The sequence below is a fragment of the Kitasatospora sp. NPDC088160 genome (assembly GCF_044741445.1).
In the GTDB taxonomy this organism is placed as follows: Bacteria; Actinomycetota; Actinomycetes; order Streptomycetales; family Streptomycetaceae; genus Kitasatospora.
Genome location: NZ_JBIUSS010000005.1, coordinates 133008 through 155350, shown reverse-complemented (window position 1 = coordinate 155350; position 22343 = coordinate 133008). Strand labels below are relative to the sequence as shown.

At 72.4% G+C, this 22343-nt stretch carries 15 protein-coding genes; all 15 read left to right on the top strand.

Going from position 1 to position 22343, the window contains the following annotated elements; genetic code table 11:
* The first annotated feature begins 5 nt into the window (after positions 1 to 5).
* The 15 genes from ACIOGZ_RS09475 (at position 6) to pstA (ending at position 22329) form a co-directional block, all read left to right on the top strand.
* Positions 6 to 1616, top strand: coding sequence for a HAMP domain-containing sensor histidine kinase (locus ACIOGZ_RS09475; RefSeq protein ID WP_363581544.1), 1611 nt, complete (start codon positions 6 to 8; stop codon positions 1614 to 1616).
* 174 nt (positions 1617 to 1790) lie between these two features.
* Positions 1791 to 2768, top strand: coding sequence for an LAETG motif-containing sortase-dependent surface protein (locus ACIOGZ_RS09470; protein WP_400985475.1), 978 nt, complete (start codon positions 1791 to 1793; stop codon positions 2766 to 2768).
* A gap of 206 nt (positions 2769 to 2974) precedes the next feature.
* On the top strand, positions 2975 to 3553 hold the full coding sequence (locus ACIOGZ_RS09465; protein ID WP_400985473.1) for a Uma2 family endonuclease: 579 nt from the start codon (positions 2975 to 2977) through the stop codon (positions 3551 to 3553).
* A gap of 4 nt (positions 3554 to 3557) precedes the next feature.
* Positions 3558 to 4934 (top strand): oxygenase MpaB family protein, encoded by a 1377-nt coding sequence (locus ACIOGZ_RS09460; protein WP_400985471.1) that lies wholly within the window; start codon positions 3558 to 3560, stop codon positions 4932 to 4934.
* A gap of 468 nt (positions 4935 to 5402) precedes the next feature.
* On the top strand, positions 5403 to 6947 hold the full coding sequence (locus ACIOGZ_RS09455) for a cytochrome ubiquinol oxidase subunit I (protein WP_363581536.1): 1545 nt from the start codon (positions 5403 to 5405) through the stop codon (positions 6945 to 6947).
* Between the two features lie 19 nt (positions 6948 to 6966).
* Entirely contained in the window at positions 6967 to 7992 is a 1026-nt protein-coding gene (gene cydB, locus ACIOGZ_RS09450) for a cytochrome d ubiquinol oxidase subunit II (protein WP_363581534.1), read from the top strand.
* A 4-nt stretch (positions 7993 to 7996) separates the two neighbouring features.
* The gene (gene cydD, locus ACIOGZ_RS09445) at positions 7997 to 11506 is read left to right on the top strand and encodes a thiol reductant ABC exporter subunit CydD (RefSeq protein ID WP_400985469.1); all 3510 of its coding nucleotides are present in this window, start codon (positions 7997 to 7999) and stop codon (positions 11504 to 11506) included.
* 116 nt (positions 11507 to 11622) lie between these two features.
* Positions 11623 to 13431, top strand: a complete 1809-nt coding sequence (locus tag ACIOGZ_RS09440) for a GAF domain-containing protein (protein ID WP_400985467.1) — start codon at positions 11623 to 11625, stop codon at positions 13429 to 13431.
* A gap of 276 nt (positions 13432 to 13707) precedes the next feature.
* The gene (locus ACIOGZ_RS09435) at positions 13708 to 14154 is read left to right on the top strand and encodes a hypothetical protein (protein ID WP_363581530.1); all 447 of its coding nucleotides are present in this window, start codon (positions 13708 to 13710) and stop codon (positions 14152 to 14154) included.
* Positions 14144 to 14548, top strand: a complete 405-nt coding sequence (locus ACIOGZ_RS09430) for a hypothetical protein (protein WP_363581528.1) — start codon at positions 14144 to 14146, stop codon at positions 14546 to 14548. Before ACIOGZ_RS09435 ends, ACIOGZ_RS09430 begins: the two co-directional genes overlap by 11 nt.
* Before the next feature lie 321 nt (positions 14549 to 14869).
* On the top strand, positions 14870 to 15910 hold the full coding sequence (locus tag ACIOGZ_RS09425; RefSeq protein WP_363581526.1) for a substrate-binding domain-containing protein: 1041 nt from the start codon (positions 14870 to 14872) through the stop codon (positions 15908 to 15910).
* A 196-nt stretch (positions 15911 to 16106) separates the two neighbouring features.
* Positions 16107 to 16691: a hypothetical protein gene (locus ACIOGZ_RS09420; protein ID WP_363628043.1), complete on the top strand. Its 585-nt coding sequence runs from the start codon at positions 16107 to 16109 to the stop codon at positions 16689 to 16691.
* 312 nt (positions 16692 to 17003) lie between these two features.
* On the top strand, positions 17004 to 19583 hold the full coding sequence (locus tag ACIOGZ_RS09415; protein WP_400985464.1) for a hypothetical protein: 2580 nt from the start codon (positions 17004 to 17006) through the stop codon (positions 19581 to 19583).
* Positions 19584 to 19958: 375 nt separating this feature from the next.
* Positions 19959 to 20990, top strand: coding sequence for a phosphate ABC transporter permease subunit PstC (pstC, locus tag ACIOGZ_RS09410; protein ID WP_363628045.1), 1032 nt, complete (start codon positions 19959 to 19961; stop codon positions 20988 to 20990).
* A gap of 43 nt (positions 20991 to 21033) precedes the next feature.
* Positions 21034 to 22329 (top strand): phosphate ABC transporter permease PstA, encoded by a 1296-nt coding sequence (gene pstA, locus ACIOGZ_RS09405; RefSeq protein ID WP_400985462.1) that lies wholly within the window; start codon positions 21034 to 21036, stop codon positions 22327 to 22329.
* Positions 22330 to 22343 lie beyond the last annotated feature (14 nt).

Below are 22343 nucleotides of genomic sequence, written 5' to 3'. Positions count from 1 at the left end.
GCTCCGTGCCCGCCCGGCTCTCCACCCGGCTGTCGGTGTTCCGGCGGCGGCTCTCCCGGCTGCCCCTGCTCCGGCGGCCGTTCTCCCGGCTGTTCTCCCGGCTGTCGAGGCTGACCGGGCTGTCCCGGCTGTCCCTGCGCGCCCGGCTGCTGGTGCTCGCGCTGGTGCTGGTCACCACCGGGCTGGCGGTCAGCGACGCCGTCGTGCTCGGCACCGTCCGGGTGCAGCTGGTCGATCAACTCGACGAGCAGCTCCAGCGGTACGGGCTGCCGCTGTCCCACAAGGGCCCGGTACGGGTCGGCACCCCGGAGGCCGGGCGCCCCGCCGTCACCGGCAAACGCAGCACCCTGCCCAGCCAGTACCTGGTCCAGTACCTCTCCTCGGACGGCAAGGTGCAGGCCGTCATGCGCCAGCCCGTCTCCGACAGCGACCCGGCGCCCCAACTCGCCGGCCTCGACCCGACCCGCACCGAGCCCGACGTCCCCTTCGACCTGCCCGACCAGCGCGGCCACTACAACTGGCGGGTCCTCGTGCTGCCGATCCAGACCCCCCGGGCCCCGGCCGCCGCCAGCCCCAGCGACTACGCCTCGCCCGCCGTCACCGCGACCTACGTCATGGTGGCCGTCTCCCGCGCGGACATCGACGCCACCGTCGGCAAGCTGCGCAGCTCCTTCCTCGCGATCGGCGGCGCCGTCCTGCTGCTGATCGCCGGGCTCGGCTTCTTCGCCGTCCGGGCCGGGTTGCGGCCACTGCGCCGGATCGAGGCCGGCGCCGCCCGGATCGCCGACGGCGAACTCTCCCACCGGATGCCGGAACTCTCCCCCGGCACCGAGGTCGGGCGGCTCTCCATCGCGCTCAACGGCATGCTCACCCAGATCGAGGCCGCCTTCGCCGCCCGCGCCGAATCCGAGGCCCGGATGCGCCGGTTCGTCGCCGACGCCTCGCACGAACTGCGCACCCCGCTCGCCGGGATCCGCGGCTTCACCGAGCTCTACCGGATGGGCGCGCTGCCCACCGACGGGGACGTCAAGCGGACCATGACCCGGATCGAGAGCGAGGCCGTCCGGATGGGCGCCCTGGTCGAGGACCTGCTGGTGCTCGCCCGGCTCGACGAGGAACGCCCGCTCGACCTCGCCCCGATGGACCTGCGCACCCTCGCCGCGGACGCGCTGCACGACCTCACCGCCCTCGACCCGACCCGGCCCGTCTCCCTCACCGGCCCGTCCGGCACAGGCGCCCCCGGCGCGGCCCCCGTCCTCGGCGACGAGGCCCGGCTGCGCCAGGTGGTCACCAACCTGGTCGGCAACGCGGTCAAGCACACCCCGCCCGGCACCCCGGTGCGGATCGGGGTCGGCGGCGCGGGCGGCGTCTGCCTGCTGGAGGTCGCCGACGCCGGGCCGGGGCTCACCGACGGCCAGGCCCAGCGGGTCTTCGACCGCTTCTACCGGGTCGACGCCTCCCGCAGCCGGCACGGCGGCGGCGGCGCCGGACTCGGCCTCGCCATCGCCACCGCGCTCACCCACGCGCACGGCGGCACCCTCACCCTGGACACCGCCCCCGGCGCCGGCGCCACGTTCCGGGTCGAACTGCCCACCAACGGTGACCGGACTTCCTGACGGCATTGTCGACACGTCAATTCCCTTGCCGACCAAGCAATGGCGGGCCGTTTTCATTGCCGGAACGCGGCATGGAGCGTAAAGAATCCGTGTGCCTATGATCAACGCCGTCGGGTCGTCAAGAACGGTCCGGCACACGGCTTTTGCTTTCTTTCCGACCCGAAAGGGGTCATTGTGAAACTCCGCCGTACGCTGGTCTCGGCCGCCCTCGTCGCCGCCGTGATCTCGCCCGCAGCCATGCTCTCCGCGGCACCCGCCTTCGCGGAGTCGGCTTCGACGGCGCAGACCCGGAACGACACCGGCTCGATCGCGGAGCTGGAGAAGGCCGCCGCCGCCGCGGCCAAGGCCCACCAGGCCGCCGTCGCCGCCGAGGCCGCCGGGCAGGCCGAGACCACGGCCTTCATGAACAACCCGCAGCCCTACCTCGGCAAGCTCCAGGAGGCCCAGGCCGCCGCCAAGACGGCCGCCGCGGCCCACGAGAAGACCTACAACGAAGCCGTGGAGGCCTCGGCCGCGTACCGCTCCGCGAAGCCGGAGGAACTGGAAGCGGCCAGGGTACGGATGCTGGCGGCGTTCGACGCCGCCAACGCCGCCACCGACGCGGACACCAAGGCCAAGGCCGCCGTGACCGCCGCCGGCACGGCGCTGGACGACGCCAAGGTCGCGGCGATGCGCAAGCTCGGCGTGCTGCAGGAGGCCACCAAGACCGCGGCCGCCGCCCAGGCCACCGCGGACAAGGCCCTCGCCGAGGCCAAGGCCGCCGCCGAGAAGCCGGTCGACAAGCCGGTCGACAAGCCGGCCGACAAGCCCGCCGACAAGCCGAGCGAGAAGCCGGTCGAGCAGCCCGCCCCGGCCCCGGCGGAGCAGCCGGCCCAGCAGCCCGCCGCCGTCACCCCGGTCTCGGACACCACCGCGACCACCACCACCAACAACGGCACCGGTGCCGGCACCAAGGCGACCACCGCGAGCAGCCAGGCCAGGTCGACGACCGCCGCCCCGGCCAAGGCGACCACCGGTTCGACCACCGAGCTCGCCGAGACCGGTTCCAACCCGGCCACCCCGTACCTGGCGCTGGGTTCCGGCCTGGCCCTCAGCCTGGGTGCCGCGGCCCTCTACGTCTCCCGCCGCAAGCCGGCCCGCTCCTCCTCCTGATCCACCCGGTTCGCGCCCGCTCGGGAGGAGGGCGCGAACCCCACAGCACCCCCGAACCGCAGGGCAGGCCCCCTCCCGGCCCGCCCTGCGGTCTCGCGTTTCCGGGCCCGAAACGCCCCGATCGGGTGAACCCCGGCCGTTCACCCGACCGGCCCCCCGGTCCTGTGCGACGGTCCAGGTGCTCACTCACGCACCGGGAGATCGCTATGGACCCTGATCAGAGGTTATGGAAGGCCTGGAAGGCCATGGCCGTCCCGAAGATCGCGCGCGCAGAGATCGGAGATGACAGCATCACCATCTCGGTCATCGGTGACCTCCGCCATGCGGCGGTGGGAGGTGGCCTCAGGAAGGCGCTGACGAAGCACCTGCGCGGGACGGGGTACACGGCGACGCAGGGCCGTTATGTGATCGCCGGTTTGAAGGCGATGAAACCTGACTTCGCCGTGGCACCGGACGACACGAAGGCGATCGAACACCCGGAGGGTGTGGGGCTTCTGGCGTCCGGGATCCCCCTTGTCGCCGAGGTCGTGTGGCCCGACTGCTACGAACGCCGTGACCAGGAATTCAAGCCGCGCGCCTACGCTTCCGCGGACATTCCGGTGTACGTGGTCATCGATGACTACGATCACGGCGGTACCGTGACCGTACTTTCCCGCCCCGACCCCGAACGCCGTGCGTACGCGTCCTCGACCCGGATCCCGTACGGGGAGGAGGCCGTGATCCCCGAGGGCCCCGCCAAGGGGTTCGTGATCGGGCCGGAGATCACCGGTGAGCGCCGTGGCTGATTCCGTGGCTGATCCCGTGGTTGATCCCGGGGTGTCGTTCCGGCGGGACCTGTCCGAGTGGCGGATCGCGCTGGTCGCGTGGCGGCTGCTGGTGCTGCAGGCGGCGGATCCGGTGGTGGGGGCCGGGATGGCCGAGCACTCGACGTACCAGGCGCATCCGTGGCGGCGGGTGGAGCACACGCTGGGGAGCGGGCGGCGGCTGTTCTACCAGGACGGGGAGGCGCTGCGGCGGGAGGTCGCGCGGCTGGACCGGGCGCACAAGCGGATCCGTGGGACGGCGCCGGACGGGCGGGCGTACGACGCCGAGGACGCGGCGACCCGGGCGTGGGTGCTGCTGACGCTGTTCGAGTGCGTGGTCGCGATGCGGCGGCTGGGCGGGGATCCGTACGACGCCGGTCAACTGGAGGCGGCGTACCAGGAGTTCACCGGGTCGGTGGCGGCCTTCGGGCTGCCTGAAGGCGAACTTCCCCGCAGTGCAGCCGAGTTGCCCGCGTACTTCGCCCGGGCGGCGCGCGAGCGGCTGGAGCTCACCGAGGCGGCCCGCTACCTGCTGGAGGACATGCTGCGCGGGGCGCCGCGGCCGCGTCGGCTGTGGTTCCTCGGCGACGCCGGGTGGCGGGTGCTGCGGGCGGTGGTGGCGCGGGCGATCACGGCGCTGACGGTGGCGGATCTGCCGCCGGCGGTGCGGGAGCGGTTCGGGCTGGTGCGGACGCGGCGGGCCGCGCTGCTGTCCTGGCTGCTGCACCGGGGCGCCGGCGCGGTCGTCCCGCTGCTGCCGGACCGGCTGCGCTACCGCTCCCCGGGGCAGGGCGGTGCCCCGTCCCGGTGGCGTCCGCCGCGCCGGGACGCGCGCGGGTCCCGGGTGGACCGGTTCTTCCGCGAGGTGCTGGACCAGACCGGCGACGGCTTCCTCACCGTCCACGACCTGCGGGCGATGGCGCACAACGTGTGCTGGCAGCTGGAGTTGGACGAGGCCGCCGAGGCGCGGGTGTATCAGGCCTTCGACGGCTGGTGGGAGCAGCTGCGCGCGGCGATGGACGCGAACGGCGACGGCAAGGTGAGCCGGGAGGAGTTCGTGGCGGCCACCGTCGCGGGCTGCGACCGGGATCCGGCCTATCTGGAGCAGGGGCTGCTGCCCGCGCTGCGGGCCGTGTTCACCGCCGCCGACACCGACGGCAGCGGCTTCCTGGAGGCGGACGAGTACCGGGCGGTGTTCGGTGGACCGCGCGTCCATCCGGCCGAACTCTCGCACGGGTTCCGCCAGTTGGACGTGGACGGGGACGGCCGGATCACCGTGGAGGAGTTCCTGCACGGTTTCACCGAGTTCTTCACCGCCCGCGCCGACTCCACCCCCGGCACCCAGCTCCTCGGCCGGGCGTAATGGCCGGGCGTAATGGCCGGACGTAGCCGAAGGGCGTAGCGGAGAAACGAGGACAGGACCAGGGGCCGCTGGTCCCTTCAGGCGCCCACGCCGTCCGCGACGGCGTGGGCGCCGTCGTGTCAAGCGACGGATCGGCCAAGACCGCTCCGCCGGCTGCCCGGCCGTTCGTTGTCAGGGCCGTGGACGGCTCCACAGACTGTCCCCACCGCCACTGCGTTCACCACTGCACCGCCGCCGCACGGCCACACACGGCCACGCCCCGCTACGTACGGCTACACACCGTTCCGAAGGTGTCAACCACACCCCGCCTGCGATTCCTTCGTAAGGATGATGGATACTGCTCCTTGTGAACGTGTTCACGTTCACAAGCGGACAAGCTTGCGTGGTTGGGCAGCGGTCTACAGCTATAGATGAAGTTTGTCCGAAACATGCCCTTCAACAGGGCCGGTCGGTTGGAGAGAGGGCGACGTGGAGCTGGCAATCGCTCACGAGACCATCGCGCGATGGCAATTCGGCATCACCACCGTTTACCACTTCCTCTTCGTCCCGCTCACCATCAGCCTCGCCGCCATCGTGGCCGGGCTGGAGACCGCCTGGGTGAGGACGAACAAGGAGAAGTACTTCCACGCCACCAAGTTCTGGGGGAAGCTCTTCCTGATCAACATCGCGATGGGCGTGGTCACCGGCATCGTCCAGGAATTCCAGTTCGGCATGAACTGGTCCGACTACTCCCGTTTCGTCGGCGACGTCTTCGGCGCCCCGCTCGCGATGGAGGCGCTGATCGCCTTCTTCTTCGAGTCCACCTTCATCGGCCTGTGGATCTTCGGCTGGGACAAGCTGCCGAAGAAGATCCACTGCGCCTGCATGTGGATGGTCGCCCTGGGCACCGTGCTCTCCGCCTACTTCATCCTGGCGGCCAACTCCTGGATGCAGCACCCGGTCGGCTACTCGATCGACCCGGCCACTGGCAAGGCCCAGCTCACCGACATCGCCAAGGTGCTGTTCCAGAACACCACCCTCACCGTGGTGGCGCACACCCTGACCGCCGCCTTCCTCACCGGCGCGGCCTTCATGGTCGGCATCGCCTCCTTCCACCTCTGGAAGGCCAAGCGCAAGCCGGAGAGCGCCGACCCCAAGAAGACCGCCGTGATGCGCACTTCGCTGCGGCTCGGCCTGGTCCTCGCCGTGGTCTTCGGCGCCGGCACCGCGCTCAGCGGCGACTCGCTCGCCAAGGTCATGTTCGAGCAGCAGCCGATGAAGATGGCCGCCGCCGAGGCCCTGTGGGACACCCAGTCGCCCGCGCCGTTCTCGATCTTCGCGGTCGGCGACGTCAGCAAGGGCCACAACTCGGTCGAGCTGGAGATCCCCGGGATACTCTCCTTCCTCGCCCACAGCGACTTCAACTCCTCCGTCCCCGGCATCAACGACACCGCGGCCGCCGAGGCCGCCAAGTACGGCGGCGACCCCAAGGACTACATCCCGAGCATCTTCGTCACCTACTGGGGTTTCCGCCTCATGATCGGTTTCGGGATGACCTCCTTCGTGGCCGGCCTGATCGGGCTCTGGACCACCCGGCGCAAGAAGTTCCTGCGCCCCGAGTTCCGCACCGGCGAGACCGAGGTGCCCCGGCTGATGCTCACCCCGGGACGGGAGATGGGTCCGTTCCTCACCAAGTGGAGCTGGCGGATCGGCATCCTGACCATGGGCTTCCCGCTGATCGCCAACAGCTTCGGCTGGATCTTCACCGAGATGGGCCGCCAGCCGTGGGCCGTCTTCGGCCTGATGACCACGGCGAACGCGGTCTCCCCCAACGTGAGCGTCGGCACCCAGATCGGCGCCCTCACCACCTTCACCCTGCTGTACGCGATCCTCGCCGTCGTCGAGGTGCGGCTGCTGGTGAAGTACGCCAAGGCCGGCCCGGTGGTGACCGAGCAGCCCCCCGCCAAGGACCCGACCCTGCGCGGACCGTCCTCGGACGACGACGCCGACAAGCCTCTCGCCTTCGCCTACTGAGGACCACAGGGGATCTGACATGCAACTCCACGACGTCTGGTTCGTACTGATCGCGGTCCTGTGGATCGGCTACTTCTTCCTGGAGGGCTTCGACTTCGGGATCGGCATCCTCACCAAGCCGCTCGCCCGCAACACCGCCGAACGGCGCGTCCTGATCAACACCATCGGCCCGGTCTGGGACGGCAACGAGGTCTGGCTGCTGACCGCCGGCGGCGCCACCTTCGCGGCCTTCCCGGACTGGTACGCGACCCTGTTCAGCGGCTTCTACATCCCGCTGCTGATCATCCTGGTCTGCCTCATCGTGCGCGGCGTGGCCTTCGAGTACCGGGCCAAGCGCGACGACGCGCGCTGGCAGCGCAACTGGGAGGAGGCCATCTTCTGGACCTCGCTGCTCCCGGCCTTCCTGTGGGGCGTGGCCTTCGCCAACATCGTGCGCGGCGTCGACATCGACGCGCAGAAGAACTACGTCGGCACCTTCTGGGACCTGCTCAACCCGTACGCCATCCTCGGCGGCCTGGTGACGCTCAGCCTGTTCACCTTCCACGGCGCGGTGTTCGCGGCGCTCAAGACGGTCGGCGACATCCGCGACCGGGCGCGGGCCACCGCCCTGCGGGTGGGCGTGGTGGCGGCGGTGCTGGCGCTGGCCTTCCTGCTCTGGACGCAGGCCGACAACGGCAACGGCCGCAGCCTGGCCGCCCTGGTCATCGCGGTGCTGGCGCTGGTCGGAGCGCTGGCGGCCAACCAACTCGGCCGCGAGGGCTGGGCGTTCATCCTCTCCGGGGCGACCATCGTGGCCGCCGTCGCGATGCTCTTCCTGGCGCTCTTCCCGGACGTCATGCCCTCCACCCTGAACGACGGCTGGAGCCTGACCGTCGCCAACGCGGCCTCCTCGCCGTACACGCTGAAGCTGATGACCATCGTGGCCGCGGTGTTCACCCCGCTCGTGCTGCTCTACCAGGGCTGGACGTACTGGGTGTTCCGCAAGCGCATCGGCGTCCAGCACATCCCCGGGCACGACCCGGCCGCCGCGCTCGACCAGGCCTGACGCCGTGAAGCCGGTCGACCCCCGACTCCTCGGGTACGCCCGCACCACCCGTGCCTTCCTCGCCGGATCCGTGCTCCTCGGCGGGGTGGGCGCGGCCCTGGTGGTCGCCCAGGCGAGTCTGATCGCCGAGATCGTCGTCCGCGCCTTCCAGCGCCAGGCGACCCTCGGCGAACTGACCACGCCGCTGCTGCTGCTCGCCCTGACGGCCGTCGGGCGCGGGCTGGTCGGCTGGCTCACCGAACTCACCGCGCACCGGTCCGTCGCCCGGGTGAAGTCCACCCTGCGGCGCCGGCTGCTCGACCACGCCACCGCGCTCGGCCCGGCCTACCTGGCGGGCCGGCGCACCGGCGAACTCACCACCCTCGCCACCCGCGGCGTCGACGCGCTGGACGACTACTTCGCCCGCTACCTGCCGCAGCTGGCGCTCGCCGTCGTCGTCCCGGTGATCGTGCTGCTGCGGATCGTCGGCGCCGACTTCACCTCGGCCGCGATCATCGCCGGGACGCTCCCGCTGATCCCGCTGTTCATGGTGCTGATCGGGATGGCCACCCAGAGCCGGATGGACCGGCAGTGGAGCACCCTGGCCCGGCTCTCGCACCACTTCCTCGACGTGGTGGCCGGACTGCCCACCCTCAAGGTGTTCAACCGGGCCCGCGCCCAGGCCGCCACCATCGCCCGGATCACCGCCGACTACCGCCGCGCCACCCTGCGCACCCTGCGGATCGCCTTCATCTCCTCCTTCGCGCTGGAACTGCTCTCCACCCTGTCGGTCGCGCTGGTCGCGGTCACCGTCGGCTTCCGGCTGGTGGACGGCACGCTCGACCTGGAGACCGGGCTGCTGATCCTGATCCTCGCCCCCGAGGTGTACTTCCCGATCCGCCAGGTCGGCGCGCTCTACCACTCCAGCGTGGAGGGCCTGACCGCCGCCGACGAGATCTTCCAGGTGCTGGAGACCCCGCTGCCCGCCGCCGGCACGGTGCCCGCACCCGCCCTCACCGGGGCCGCCGTCGCCGTCTCCGACCTGGTCGTACGCCACCCCGGGCGGACCGAGCCCGCGCTGGACGGCGCCGCGCTGACCCTGCGCCCGGGCACCACCACCGCCCTCACCGGCCCGAGCGGGGCCGGCAAGTCCACCCTGCTCGCCGTCCTGCTCGGCCTCGTCGCCCCGGACGCCGGCACCGTCCGGATCACCGCCGACGGGCGGACCCACGACCTGGCCGCACTGGAACCGGCGAGCTGGCGGCGGCAGATCGCCTGGGTGCCGCAGCACCCGCACCTGTTCGCCGGGACGGTCGCCGACAACCTGCGGCTCTACCGCCCGGAGGCCACCGACGAGCAGCTGTGGACGGCGCTGCGGGCCGCGCACGCGCTCGACTTCGTGACCAGGCTGGACGCCCCGCTCGGCGAGGACGGCGCCGGGCTCTCCGCCGGGCAGCGCCAGCGGCTCGCGCTCGCCCGGGTCCTGCTCGCCGACGACCGGCCGCTGGTCCTCCTCGACGAGCCGACCGCCAACCTGGACGGCGCTTCCGAGGCCGCCGTCGTGGACGCCGTCCGGACGCTCGCCGAGGACCCGGCACGCACCGTGCTGATCGTCGCCCACCGGCCGGCGCTGCTGGCCGTCGCCGACCACCGGGTCCGGCTGGCGGGGGCGCCCGCCCCGGCCGCCGGCCCGGCCGCGGCTACGTCCTCCGCTGCGGTCGAGCGGCCCGCGCACAGCGGGCGGCCGACGCCCGCCCCCGCCACGGCACAGGACGAGCCCGAAGCCGCCGCCACCCCGAGGCTGGCGCTGTCCGTCCTGCTCGGAGCGCTCGCCCTCGGCTGCGCCGTCGCGCTGATGGCCACCTCCGGCTACCTGATCTCCCGGGCCTCCGAGATGCCGCCGGTGCTCTACCTGATGATGGCCGTCACCTCGGTACGGGCCTTCGGCATCGGCCGCAGCGTCTTCCGCTACGCCGAGCGGCTGGTCTCGCACGACGCCGTGCTGCGCACCCTCGGCACCCTGCGGGCCGCCGTCTACCGGCGGCTCACCGCGCTCGCCCCGGCCGGGCTGCCCGCCTTCCGGCGCGGCGACCTGCTCTCCCGGCTGGTCGCCGACGTCGACGCGATCCAGGACCACCACCTGCGCTGGCGGCTGCCGGCCGCCGTGGCGGGCGTGGTCTCGCTGGCCGCGGCGGCGGCGATGGGCGCCTTCCTGCCCGCCGCCGGGGTCGTGCTCGGGGTCGGGCTGCTGCTCGCGGGCGCGGTGGTGCCCGCCCTGGCCGCCCGCTGGTCGGCCGGTGCCGAACGGCGGCAGGCCCCGGAGCGCGGGCGGCTCGCCACCACCGTCGTCGACGCCTTCACCGGCACCGCCGAACTCACCGTGGCCGGCGCGCTGCCCGGCCGGCTCGCGGCCGTCCACGGCGCCGATGCCGCGCTCACCCGGCTGGCCGCCCGCTCGGCGGCCACCACCGCGCTCGGCACCGGGCTGATCGCGCTGCTCACCGGGCTGACCGTGACCGCCGCGGCGGCCGTCGGCGTCCAGGGGGTGCACGGCGGCGCGCTGGCGCCGGTCTGCCTGGCCGTGGTCGTGCTCACCCCGCTGGCCGCGTTCGAGGCCGTCACCGGGATGCCGCTGGCCGTCCAGGCGCGCCAGCGCAGCCGGGCCGCGCGGGCCCGGCTGGACGAGGTGCTGGAGGCCGAGGCCGCCGTCCCGGAGCCGGCCGCGCCCGCCGCGCTGCCCGAACAGCCGCTGCCGGTCGCCGTGCGCGGACTGACCGTCCGGCACCCCGGGCAGGCCGTGGACGCGCTCACCGGCGTCAACCTCGACCTCGGGGCCGGCCGCCGGATCGCCGTGGTCGGCCCGTCCGGCTCCGGCAAGACCACGCTGGCCCAGGCGCTGCTGCGGTTCCTGGAGCCGAGCGCGGGCGGCGTCACCTTCGCCGACGGCTGTCCACAGGCTGTGGACAGCCGTGCGCTCGCGGGTGAGGACGTCCGCCGGGTGATCGGACTGTGCGCCCAGGACGCCCACGTCTTCGACAGCTCGCTGCGGGAGAACCTGCGGCTGGCCCGGCCGGGCGCCACCGAGGACGACCTGCGCGCCGCGCTCGCCGCCGCCCGGTTGCTGGACTGGACGCTGACCCTGCCCGACGGCCTGGACACCATGGTCGGCGAGCACGGCGCCCGGCTCTCCGGCGGCCAGCGGCAGCGGCTCGCACTGGCCCGGGCCCTGCTCGCCGACTTCCCGGTGCTCGTCCTGGACGAGCCCGCCGAACACCTCGACCTGCCCACCGCCGACGCGCTCACCACCGACCTGCTGGCCGCCACCGAGGGCCGCACCACCGTGCTGATCACCCACCGGCTGGCCGGACTGGACGACACCACCGTCGACGAGGTGCTGGTGCTGGACGGCGGCCGGGTCGCCGAGCGCGGCCGCTGGTCGGAGCTGATCGCGGACCGGGACGGGCGGCTGCACACCATGTGGCGGCGGGAGCGGGAGGCGGACGGGCTGCTGGAACCGGTCGGGGCCACCCGTTAGGCCCGGTCGGGGCCGCCCGTTCAGCCTGGTCGGGGCCGCTCGTCGGGCCCGGGCAGGGCGCGGTTCCCGAGTCGCGCCGTCCTTCGGATGAAAAGCGTACAAACTAGGCTTTCTGCATGGACCCCACGCCAGAGCCCTCCGCCGCCGCGCCCGAGCCGACACCCCATCGGGTGCCGGAGATCGCCTCGCTCGGGCTGGACACCCTGGTCACCGAGGTCGCGGAGCGCCTGCAGTCGGCCGCCGCGGTCACCGACCGGATGCAGCGGCTGCTGGAGGCGGTGGTCTCCATCGGCGCCGGGCTCGACCTGCACGCCACCCTGCACCGGATCGCCACCGGCGCCGCCGAACTCGTCGACGCCCGGTACGCGGCCCTCGGCGTGATCGCCCCCGGCCGCACCGGCCTGGCCGACTTCATCCACGTCGGCGTCGACGACGAGACCGCCGCCGAGATCGGCGACCTGCCCGCCGGCCGCGGCGTCCTCGGCGCGCTGATCGACCGCCCCGAGCCGCTGCGGCTCGCCGACCTCGGCGCCGACCCGCGCTCCTCCGGATTCCCGCCGCACCACCCGGAGATGAAGACCTTCCTCGGCGAGCCGATCCGGGTCCGCGACGAGGTCTTCGGCAACCTCTACCTCACCGAGAAGAAGGGCGGCGGCGCCTTCACCCCCGAGGACGAACAGGTGGTGCACGCGCTCGCCGCGGCGGCCGGCGTCGCCATCGAGAACTCCCGGCTGTACGAGGAGGGGCGGCGCCGGGAACGCTGGATCGCCGGCGCCTCCGCCGTCACCACGGCGCTGCTCTCCACCGACCAGGCCGAGACCGCGCTCACCGTCGCGGCCGAGCAGGTCCGGGAGCTGGCGGACGCCGCGCTCGGCATGATCCTGCTCCCGACCGAACCGACGGAGGACGGCGACGGGCAGATGCGGGTCGCCCACGCCTCCGGCGAGGCCGCCGAGTTCGTCCGGGGCGAGCTGCTGCCCAGGGAGAGCTTCGCGGCCCGGCTGCTCGCCGGGGAGAGCGTCCACCTGGACGACATGTCCAGCGACCCGACCGTGGAGATCCGGCTCGCCCGCGCCTTCGGCCCGTCGATGGCCGTCCCGATGGTCGCCGCCGGGCGGGTGCTCGGCGGACTCTGCGTCTGGCGCCCGCGCGGCGCCCTGCCGTTCACCGACACCGAGAAGCAGCTCGCCGAGACCTTCGCCTCGCAGGCCGCGCTGGCCCTGCGGCTCGCCGAGGGCCAGCGCGACCAGCAGCGCCTGGCCGTCTTCCAGGACCGCGACCGGATCGCCCGCGACCTGCACGACCTGGTGATCCAGCGGCTGTTCGCCACCGGGATGATGCTGGAGAGCGCGGCCCGGCGGTCCGTGGTGCCCGAGGTGAAGGTCGGCATCGGCAAGGCGGTGGACGAGCTGGACGCCACCATCCAGGAGGTCCGCACCACCATCTACGCCCTCCAGCACGACAACCACGGCGACGCGCCGGACACCCTGCGCACCCGGGTGCTGCGGGAGGCCAGCCAGGCCGCGGCGGCGCTCGGCTTCAAACCCTCGGTGAGCTTCGTCGGGCCGGTGGAGAGCCTGGTCGAGGAGAAGAACGGCCGTCAACTGCTCGCCGCGCTCAGGGAGATGCTCTCCAACACGGCCCGGCACGCGCGGGCCTCCCGGGTCGGCGTCGAGATCGACGCGACCGCCCACCTGGACGACACCGGCCGGCCGGTGAGCGGCGACCCGGAGTCGCTGGACCGGGGCGGGCGCCCGGGCGTGCTGCTGACGGTGACCGACGACGGCGTCGGCATCCCGGCGGGCGGGCGCCGCAGCGGCCTGCTCAACCTGACCCGGCGGGCCGAGGCGCTCGGCGGCGCCGCCTGGCACGAGACCGGACCGTACGGGAAGGGCACCATGGTCCGCTGGACGGCCCGGCTCTGAGCCCGGCCCGATCCTCCTCGGCGGTTGGCCGGTGAAAGTTAAACGAGGGAGAACTTCCCGACCAACACCGCAAGTTGTGAACGTTCTGGGCTTTCCGTGGGTCCGTGTGCACACATAGCTTTGCACCGGTCTCGGAGGGGTAACCGGACGGGGGGAGCAGTGGACGCGTCTGGCCGCGGGAACACCGCAGCAGGGGCAAGTCGAGGCGGGTTCAGGACGGAGCGCGCCCCGGACGGGCGGTACCGCTGGCAGCTGAAGGCGCCGAACGGCCGGGTGGTGGCCATCACCGCCGCCATGTTCGAGACGCCCGGCGAGGCCGAGCGCGGCTTCGACGGATTACGCGTCGGGGCCGCCGAACTCACCGCGCGGATCACCCACGTCCGGGACGGCATCGGCTGGATCTGGGTCGTCCCCGGGTCGCGCAGCCTGCCCGAGGTGCGCTCCAGCCGCGCGTACGAGCGGTACGCGACCTGCCAGAACGCCTTCCGGCGCTTCGTCGTGCTGCTGGCCAAACAGCCCGCGCGGGACCTGCCCGTGCGGGAGCTGCCCGCGCGTGACCGGCCCGCGCGTGACCGGCCCGTTCGCGACCAGTCCGTTCGCGACCAGTCCGTTCGCGACCAAGCCGTTCGTGAGCGGCCTGCCAGGGAGCGGCCGGTTCGTGATCTTCCGGGCCGTGAACTTCCCCGGAACACCGTCTCGTTGAGACGCCCCGATGGCCGCTGAGGGGCGCGGCCCCCGTCTGCTGATCGTCCCCGCACCCGAACGCTGCCTGGGCTGGGCGCTGCGCGCCGCCAACGGGCGGCCGCTCGGCGTGGGCGTGCGCACCTACCGCAGCGAGGAGGAACTCGCCGAGGCGGTCCGGGTGTTGCTGATCGAGCGGGCGGCCCTTCGATGTTCGGTGGCCCAGTCCGAGGGCCGGCAGTGGGTGTGGTCCGCCTACCTGCCGGCGCGCAGCACCCGGCGGGCAGCGGTCGAGCCCGCGCCGGTGGCACGCAGCGCCCGCGGCTACCTGCGGCGCGACCAGTGCCAGGCCGGCGCCGAGGGCTTCCTGTCCGGACTCCAGTGGGTGGGGCAGGAGTTGCGGCGGGGCGGTCGGGACGGCCGCTGGCCGCTGTGAGGCGGCCGGGGCCCACGTGCAGTTCCGGTGAAGCGCAGGTTTCCGGCAACACCCCGAGTCGCCACCTGGAGAAGAACGTCACCGGCCTCCGACCACCCCCTTTCCCCTCCGCCGCGCCCGCGCTGACCAGTCGCTAAACCTCGTCGAACCGATGAGTCGACAATCCCGACCCGCCCTCGACCTCCCTTCCGGCGGAACCTCCGGGCCGGACAGGATCTGCACTGCCGGAGCGGCCGCAGCGGACGCGGCCACCGGCCCCGGGCTCCCAACCAGAGCACGGGTTCACGCGATGGACGTCTCTCCCACCGGAGGAAGAGAAACATGCGTAAGACCGCTGCCAAGCTGCTCACCGTTGCCGCCCTGGCGACCTCCCTCGCCACCGTCGCCTCGGGCTCGGCCATCGCCGACCCGGCCGCCGGTGTCACCCCGGCCGCCCAGGACATCGTGGGTGTCGGCTCGGACACCATCCAGGTCCTGCTGAACCAGTTCTCGGCCGACTACAACGCCTCCCTGGGCGCCGGTTCCACCGCGCCGCGCCTGTACAGCTGGGACGCGACCGGCACCTCGCCGATCACCACCAAGACCGGCGCCACCTCGATCGCCCGCCCGAACGGCTCCGGCGCCGGCATCAAGGCCCTGGTCGCCAACACCGGCGCGACCGTGGACTTCGCCCGCTCCTCGCGCGGCCCGGCGGCCACCGACGCCCACGGCCTGGACTTCGTCGCGCTCGCCAAGGATGCCGTCACCTGGTCCGCCCCGAGCACCGGCAACGCCCCGGCGCAGCTGACCTCCGCGCAGCTGACCGCGATCTACAACTGCACCACCACCAACTGGAACCAGATCAGCGCGAGCCTGCCGAACGCCACCATCAAGCCGTTCCTGCCGCAGGCCGACTCCGGCACGCGCTCCTTCTTCCTGGGTGCGATCGGCGTGACCACCCCCGGCGCCTGCGTCACCACCGGCCCGGAGGAGAACGAGGGCACCGACGCCAACCTGACCGACCCGAACGTCGTCTTCCCCTACTCCGTCGCCCACTACCTCGGCCAGACCGTCGGCGGCCACGGCACGGCGACCGACGCCCCCGGCAGCCTGACCCTGCGCAACATCGTGGTCAACGGCGCCACCCTGACCCCGGTCACCAACAACGTGATCAACACCAAGTTCGCCAACTCCTCCTTCGGCCGCGTGGTCTACAACGTGATCCGCGACACCGAGTGGACGGCGACCGACGCGCACGGCCAGGCGCTCCAGGCCATCTTCGGCTCCAACGGCTGGATCTGCACCGACCCGGTCGCCGCCGCCGACCTGGCGAGCTACGGCTTCCTGGCCACCCCGGCCTGCGGTGTCGCCACCCTCACCTGATCCACCCTCACCTGACTCACCCCGCACCTGATCCACCCCGCACCATCCGGCGGCCACGGGCTTCGCGCCCGTGGCCGCCGGCCCACCGGCGGGACGTCTCGAAGGGAACGGGCCGGCTCCGGTCGGACCCGTCGGCCGGCCCTCGGACCGGTTCTCCACCCTCAGCGCGAAACCTTCCTCTCCCAAGGAGCCCAGCATGTCCCGTACCACCGGTCGGTTCCTCGCCGGCGGCGTCGCGGTCGTCCTCGCCGTCACCGCCTTCGGCGGCGTGGCCGCGGCCGACGCCGCTCCCGTCCCCACCGGCAGCGCCGTGGTGACCGAGAACAACACCTTCCTCCAGGCCGCGGCGAGAAACGGTGTGTTCATCGTTCCGCTGCCGAACGCCAGCGTCTCCTACAACACCACCGCGGGCCTGGCGACGAGCCTCCCGGTGACCGGCGGCAGCGTGAACCTGCGCGGCTACTACGGCAACGCGACGCTCGGTGGCAGCCTGCTGTTCGTCGACGTCTTCACCGGCAAGAGCGTGCTCTTCAAGCAGCTCGCGTTCAGCGCCGACGACTGGCGCCTCACCGGTGTGCCGGACGGCGCCACCGACCCGGTCCTGCTGTTCAAGCCGGCCGGCCTCCAGCGGACCGAGCAGAGCGGTACCACGCAGTCGCTGACCGCCTCCGCCCTCACCGTGGACGCCGCGGGTGCGCAGTTCCTCGACAGCAAGCTGAACACCGCCTTCTTCACGAACGGTCAGGCGGTCGGTTCCTTCGCGCTGACCGTCAACGGCTGAGCATCGCCCACCGGTTGGTCCAGGCCCGTGCCGACAGGCGCGGGCCTGTTTTTCCGTGGAGGCGTCAACTCCGCTACCGAGGTGCCGCGTTGTGGTCTCGTACACGCGCGCGACCGGATCCGGCCATCTGCGGCTGGCCGAATGGACGGGTACCGGAATCGTTGGCCGCTCGATGCCTGATCCCCTGCGCCGCGTCTCCCGGCGGCGCGCAATCGCACGGAGGTACCCGCCATGAGAGTCCGACCGCCCGACCGGAGACCTTTGGGCCGGTGGCGCCGCCGACTGCCCGCTCTCGCGATGGTGTGGTCGTCGGTGGTCGCTGTCGGCGTGCTGCCGATCGGCCTGGGGGCGCTGCCGCAGGCCGTGGCGGAGGACTCCGCCGTCACGGTGCCGGGGCCCAAGGTGTGGCAGCCGAACGAGGGCGTGTACGGCCCCGAGGGCAGTGTGAGCGTCGTGCAGACCAGGAACCTGGTCAACCAGGTGGTCCACGTCGGCTGGAAGGGGTTCACCCCGACCTCGGACGCCAACGGCGATCCCTGGCTGAACGGGCCGGCACCGCGCAGCGAGCAGCCCTTCTACCAGGTGCGGGTGTACCAGTGCCGGGGCACCGACCCCAAGGTCACCGACTGCTACGACAGCACCCTGTACAACGCCGACGCGGCGGCGGGCTTCCAGCAGAAGACGCCCGCGCCGGGGACGACCTTCCCCGACTACCCGTCGAACATGGTCGTCTCGGTCACGGGCCCGGACGGTTCGGGCTTCGCGGACATCGAGCTCTACACGGCCGACCAGAGCCCCACCCTGGGCTGTGACGACAAGCACCCGTGTTCGCTGGTCGTCGAGCCCAACTACGGTGGCGACTCGATCGCCTGGGCGGACAAGACCCGCAAGGGCGTCCTCGGCTGCGACAACCACAGCCTGGACCTGGACTTCGGCATGGCGTCCGACCTGAAGCTCAACGGCACCATCAACCGCTACACGAACATGAAGACGTCCGAGCAGTGCTCCTGGGAGCGCCGCACGGTGGTGCCGTTGGAGTTCGCCCCCACGGCGGCGGCCTGTCCGGACCAGCACGCGGCCTTCAGGGTGGCCGGACTCGAACCGGCCAAGCGGGCGATGGCGCAGTGGCAGGCCGGGCTGTGCCAGGGCACCGAGCCGATGTCGCTCACGTACGGCTTCGCGAACGGCGACGCCCAGGCCCGCACGGACTTCCTGTCGGGCGGCGGCGACATGGCGCTGGCGTCCCGGCCGGACACCCAGGCGCCGCCACCGCGCCCGTACGTGTACTCGCCGATCGCGACCTCGGGGATCTCCGTGGTGTTCGTCGTGGACGACCCGAACACCGGTCGGCAGATCAGGAGCATGAAGCTCAACGCGCGGTTGCTGGCCAAGCTGCTCACGCAGTCCTACGCCTCGCCCGGCGCCGCGATCCCGTCGGTGAAGGGCAACCCGATCTGCATCTTCGACGACCCGGAGTTCCAGAAGCTGAACCCGCTGCCCTCGGACGGCACGGTCTCCTGGCCCACGGGGTGCCTCTCGAACAACACCACCCCGACGGTGTTCGGCGGGACGGCGGACATGACGTACCAGCTGACGTCGTGGATCGCCTCGGACCCCGACGCGGTGCGCTTCCTGGACGGCGAGTCCGACCCGTGGGGCATGCACGTGGACAGCTTCTACCTGCGCCCGGCCTTCTCCGGCTACCCGACCGACTCCCTCGTCCGGCAGGACTCCTCGGGGATCCCGGACGCGAAGGAGGACGCCAAGCGCAACTGGAAGCAGTTCGAGTGGAACCCGATCTCGACCGGGCTGAACGACGTGGTGCGCAAGGTGCTGTGGAACCAGCCCAACTGCGTCAACGGGGACACGAAGTCGGACGGCTCGCACGACCTGTGCCCGCCGCTCAAGATCGGGAAGCGGACCCTGTTCGCGATCATGGACACCGGTGAGGCGAAGGCCTACTCGCTGCCCGAGGCCCAACTGCTCAACCCGGCCGGCGGTTTCGTCTCACCGGACGGCCCGGGCTTCCAGGCGGCCGTCGCCGACATGACCGTCGACCAGGCCACCGGCGTGCAGTCCCTGCCGTACGGCGCGTCCGACTCGGCCCTCTCGCGTGACCAGAAGGCCTACCCGCTGACCGCCGTGCAGTACGCGATGCTCCCGACCAAGGACGTCGCGGCCGGCAAGGTGGCCGCGATGACCAAGTTCATGCGCGCGGTGACCACCACCGGCCAGGTCTACGGGTACGAGCCCGGCCACCTCGCCCCCGGCTTCCTCGCCCTGACCGCCGCCCAGCGGACCCAGGCCGGGGACGCGATCAGCCACCTGGAGGCGCAGGACGCCAAGCTGCCCGGCAACCAGGCCGCGCCGCCGAACCCGCCCGCGACCGGCGGCGACGGTTCGACGCCGGCCTCCGGTACGGGGGGTGGGCAGGGCGTCGCCCCGGTCACCCAGGTCGGTGAGGGCGGAGCGTCCGGCGGGAGCGGGGCCGCGGCCTCCGGCGAGACCGGGGACCAGGCGTCCGGCGGGTCCGGCGGGTCCTCCACCGGTGGCCTGTCCGGCACCGGTGCGGGCTCCGCGTCCGGTGGAGCGGGAACGGCGGCCGGTGGAACTGCGGCGGGCGGAGCGGCGGCGGGTGCCGGTGCCGGTGCCAAGCCCGGCGCGACGCCCAGCACGCCCGGCAAGCCGCTGTCCGCCGCGCCCGTCGCGGCCGGTACTCCGGCGCCCGACCGCTCCGGCGCCGCGCGGCTGCTCCTGCCCGTCGCGCTGATCGGCGGCCTGGTGCTGCTGGTCGGCGGTCCGGCGGTCCTCTTCCTGGGCGGGACGCCCGCCGGGGCGCGGGCGCTGGCGGAGGTGCGGAAGGGCTGGTCGCGGTTGCGCCGCCGCCCGTGACGGTCTGACGCGGGGACACAACAGAATCACCGAAGCACGACTCGGCGGGGCCGCCGTTTCGGCCCCGCCGAGTCGTTTTCGCATGGCTGAAGTCGCTTGGAGTCAACGCGCGTTGCGTCTGGGGTGGAATCGGCCAATGGTCCGGCCGCGCGTGATCGAAGGCAAATACCTTTCACATCAGAGGACTTGGGTGAGAAGCCCCAGCACGGACATGTCATTCGCCGGTCCGGTCCGGCCATTCGGAGTTCCCAACTCCGCCACCGAGTTGCCGCGTTGGGCCCTCGTACACACGCACGACCCGATCCAGCCACCTGTGGCTGGCCGAATGGGTACGCACCGGATCCGTCCCCCGCACCCGAGCACGGAGAGCAGACCATGACATCCGCCGCCGAGCCCGCGGCACCGTACGCCGGGGTGCCAGGCCAACCGGGCCACGGGCCCGACCGGGACGTCCCGCGCACCATCACCGCCCCCGCGACCCCGGGCGACCGGGTGTTCCGCGGGGTGCTGCGGGTCGCCGGGCTCTCAGTCTTCGCGATCATGGGGATGATCGCGTTCTTCCTGGTCCTGCGGGGCACGGACGCGCTGCGCGCGGTCGGCTGGTCCTTCCTGACCGAGCAGAAGTGGCAGACCGCCGCGCACAACTTCGGCATCGCGGCCGTCCTGCCGAACGGCCTGCTGATCGCCGTCATCGCCCTGGTGATCGCCGTCCCGGTCGCCCTCTTCACCGCGATCTTCATCTCCGAGTACGCGCCGGTCCGGTTGCGGGCGGCGCTGATCTCGCTGATCGACCTGATGGCGGCGATCCCCAGCATCATCTACGGCCTGTGGGGGCTGTTCTTCCTCCAGCCGCGCATCATCGGCTTCGTCCGCTGGCTGACCAACCACCTCGGCGACACGATCCCCTTCCTCAAGGTGCGCACCGGCGACATCGGCACCTCCTACACCTCCTCCACCTTCATCGCGGGCGTGGTCGTCGCGTTGATGATCATCCCGATCGTGACCTCGCTCAGCCGGGAGGTGTTCTCCCAGGCCCCGCAGGGCGAGCGGGAGGGCGCGTACGCGCTGGGCTCGACCCGTTGGGGGATGGTGCGCGCGGTGGTCCTGCCGTTCGGCAAGGGCGGGGTGATCGGCGCGATCATGCTGGGCTTCGGCCGGGCGATGGGGGAGACGATCGCGGTCGCGCTGATCGTCTCGCCGAGCTTCAAGACCATCACGCACATCCTGGAGAACGGCGCCAACTCGATCTCGGCGCTCATCGCGCTGCGCTTCGGCGAGTCGGACGCGCTCTCGCTCTCCGCGCTGATGGCAGCCGGCCTGGTGCTGTTCGCGCTGACCCTGCTGGTCAACGTGGCAGCCGGCTTCGTGATCAACCGGTCCCGCTCCGGGGCCTCCACCGCGGACTGAGGCGGCGTACCGACATGACCCACCGCGTCGAAGGGACGACCCGATGACCACGCTCGACCTGCCACCGGTCGCCGCGTCCGGGCCCGGAGGTCCGACGCCCTCCGGCTCCGCCGAGGCACCTGCCGAGGCCGCGCCACCGCGCTCCCAGACCAAGGTGCGGCTCGGCGGTGTGACCCGCGAGGACGTGTTCACCGTGGCCGGCTCACTGGTCGGCTCGCTGGCGCTGAACTGGGCGCTGTACGAGCGGGTGCTGCCGTTCAGTGGCGCGTTCGGCTTCCTGGTCTGCTGGTACCTCCTGTTCCTGGCGGGCTACTTCGCGCTCGGCCGGCTCCAGTGGGGCAGGCTGATGGTGCGCGACCGGCTGGTGTCGGTGGCCTCCTGGAGCTCCGGGCTGCTGGTGGTCGCGCTGATCGTCGACCAGATCGGCTACGTGGCCAGCCGCGGCTTCGAGGCGGCTCAGCACCTCAACTTCTTCACCGAGTCGATGGAGCGGACCGCCGCGCTCTCCCCGATCACCTCCGGCGGCGCGCTCAACGCGATCGTCGGCTCGCTCGAACAGCTGGGCCTGGCAACGCTGTTCGCGGTGCCACTGGGCATCGCGGCGGCGATCTTCATGTCCGAGGTCGGCGGCCGGCTGGCGCGCCCGGTGCGGACGCTGGTCGAGGCGATGACCGCGCTGCCCTCCATCGTGGCCGGCCTGTTCATCCTCGGCGTCTTCATCATCACCTTCGGTTTCGAGAAGAGCGGCTTCGCGGCCTCGCTGGCGCTGACCGTGATGATGATGCCGATCGTCACCCGGGCCGCCGAGGTGGTCATCCGGCTGGTGCCCGGCACCCTGCGGGAGGCCTCGTACGCGCTCGGCGGCAGCCAGTGGCGCACGGTGTGGAACGTGGTCCTTCCCACCGCCCGGCCCGGTCTGGTGACGGCGGTGGTGCTCGGCATGGCGCGCGGCGTCGGCGAGACCTCGCCGGTGCTGCTGACCTCGGGCTTCACCTCGCAGTTCAACGCCGACCCGCTCCACGAGCACCAGGTGTCGCTGCCGCTGTACATCTGGAACTACGTCAAGCAGCCCTACCCCGAGATGGTCGCCCGCGCCTTCGCGGCCGGACTGACCCTGATGGTCCTGGTGCTGATCCTCTTCGTCACCGCGCGCGTGCTCGGCGGCCGCAAGCCGGGCGAGCTGACCAGGCGGCAGAAGCGCCGGATCGACCTGGAGGCGCGGCGCGCCGAGGCCGCCGCACGAGCCGCCCGGCCGTCCGACACCGTCCGTCCGGCGCTGGCGCGGACCGCGTCCTCCCATGCGTCGGCCACCGCCCTCCCACTCCCCGGGAACAGCTGATGACCCACCCAACC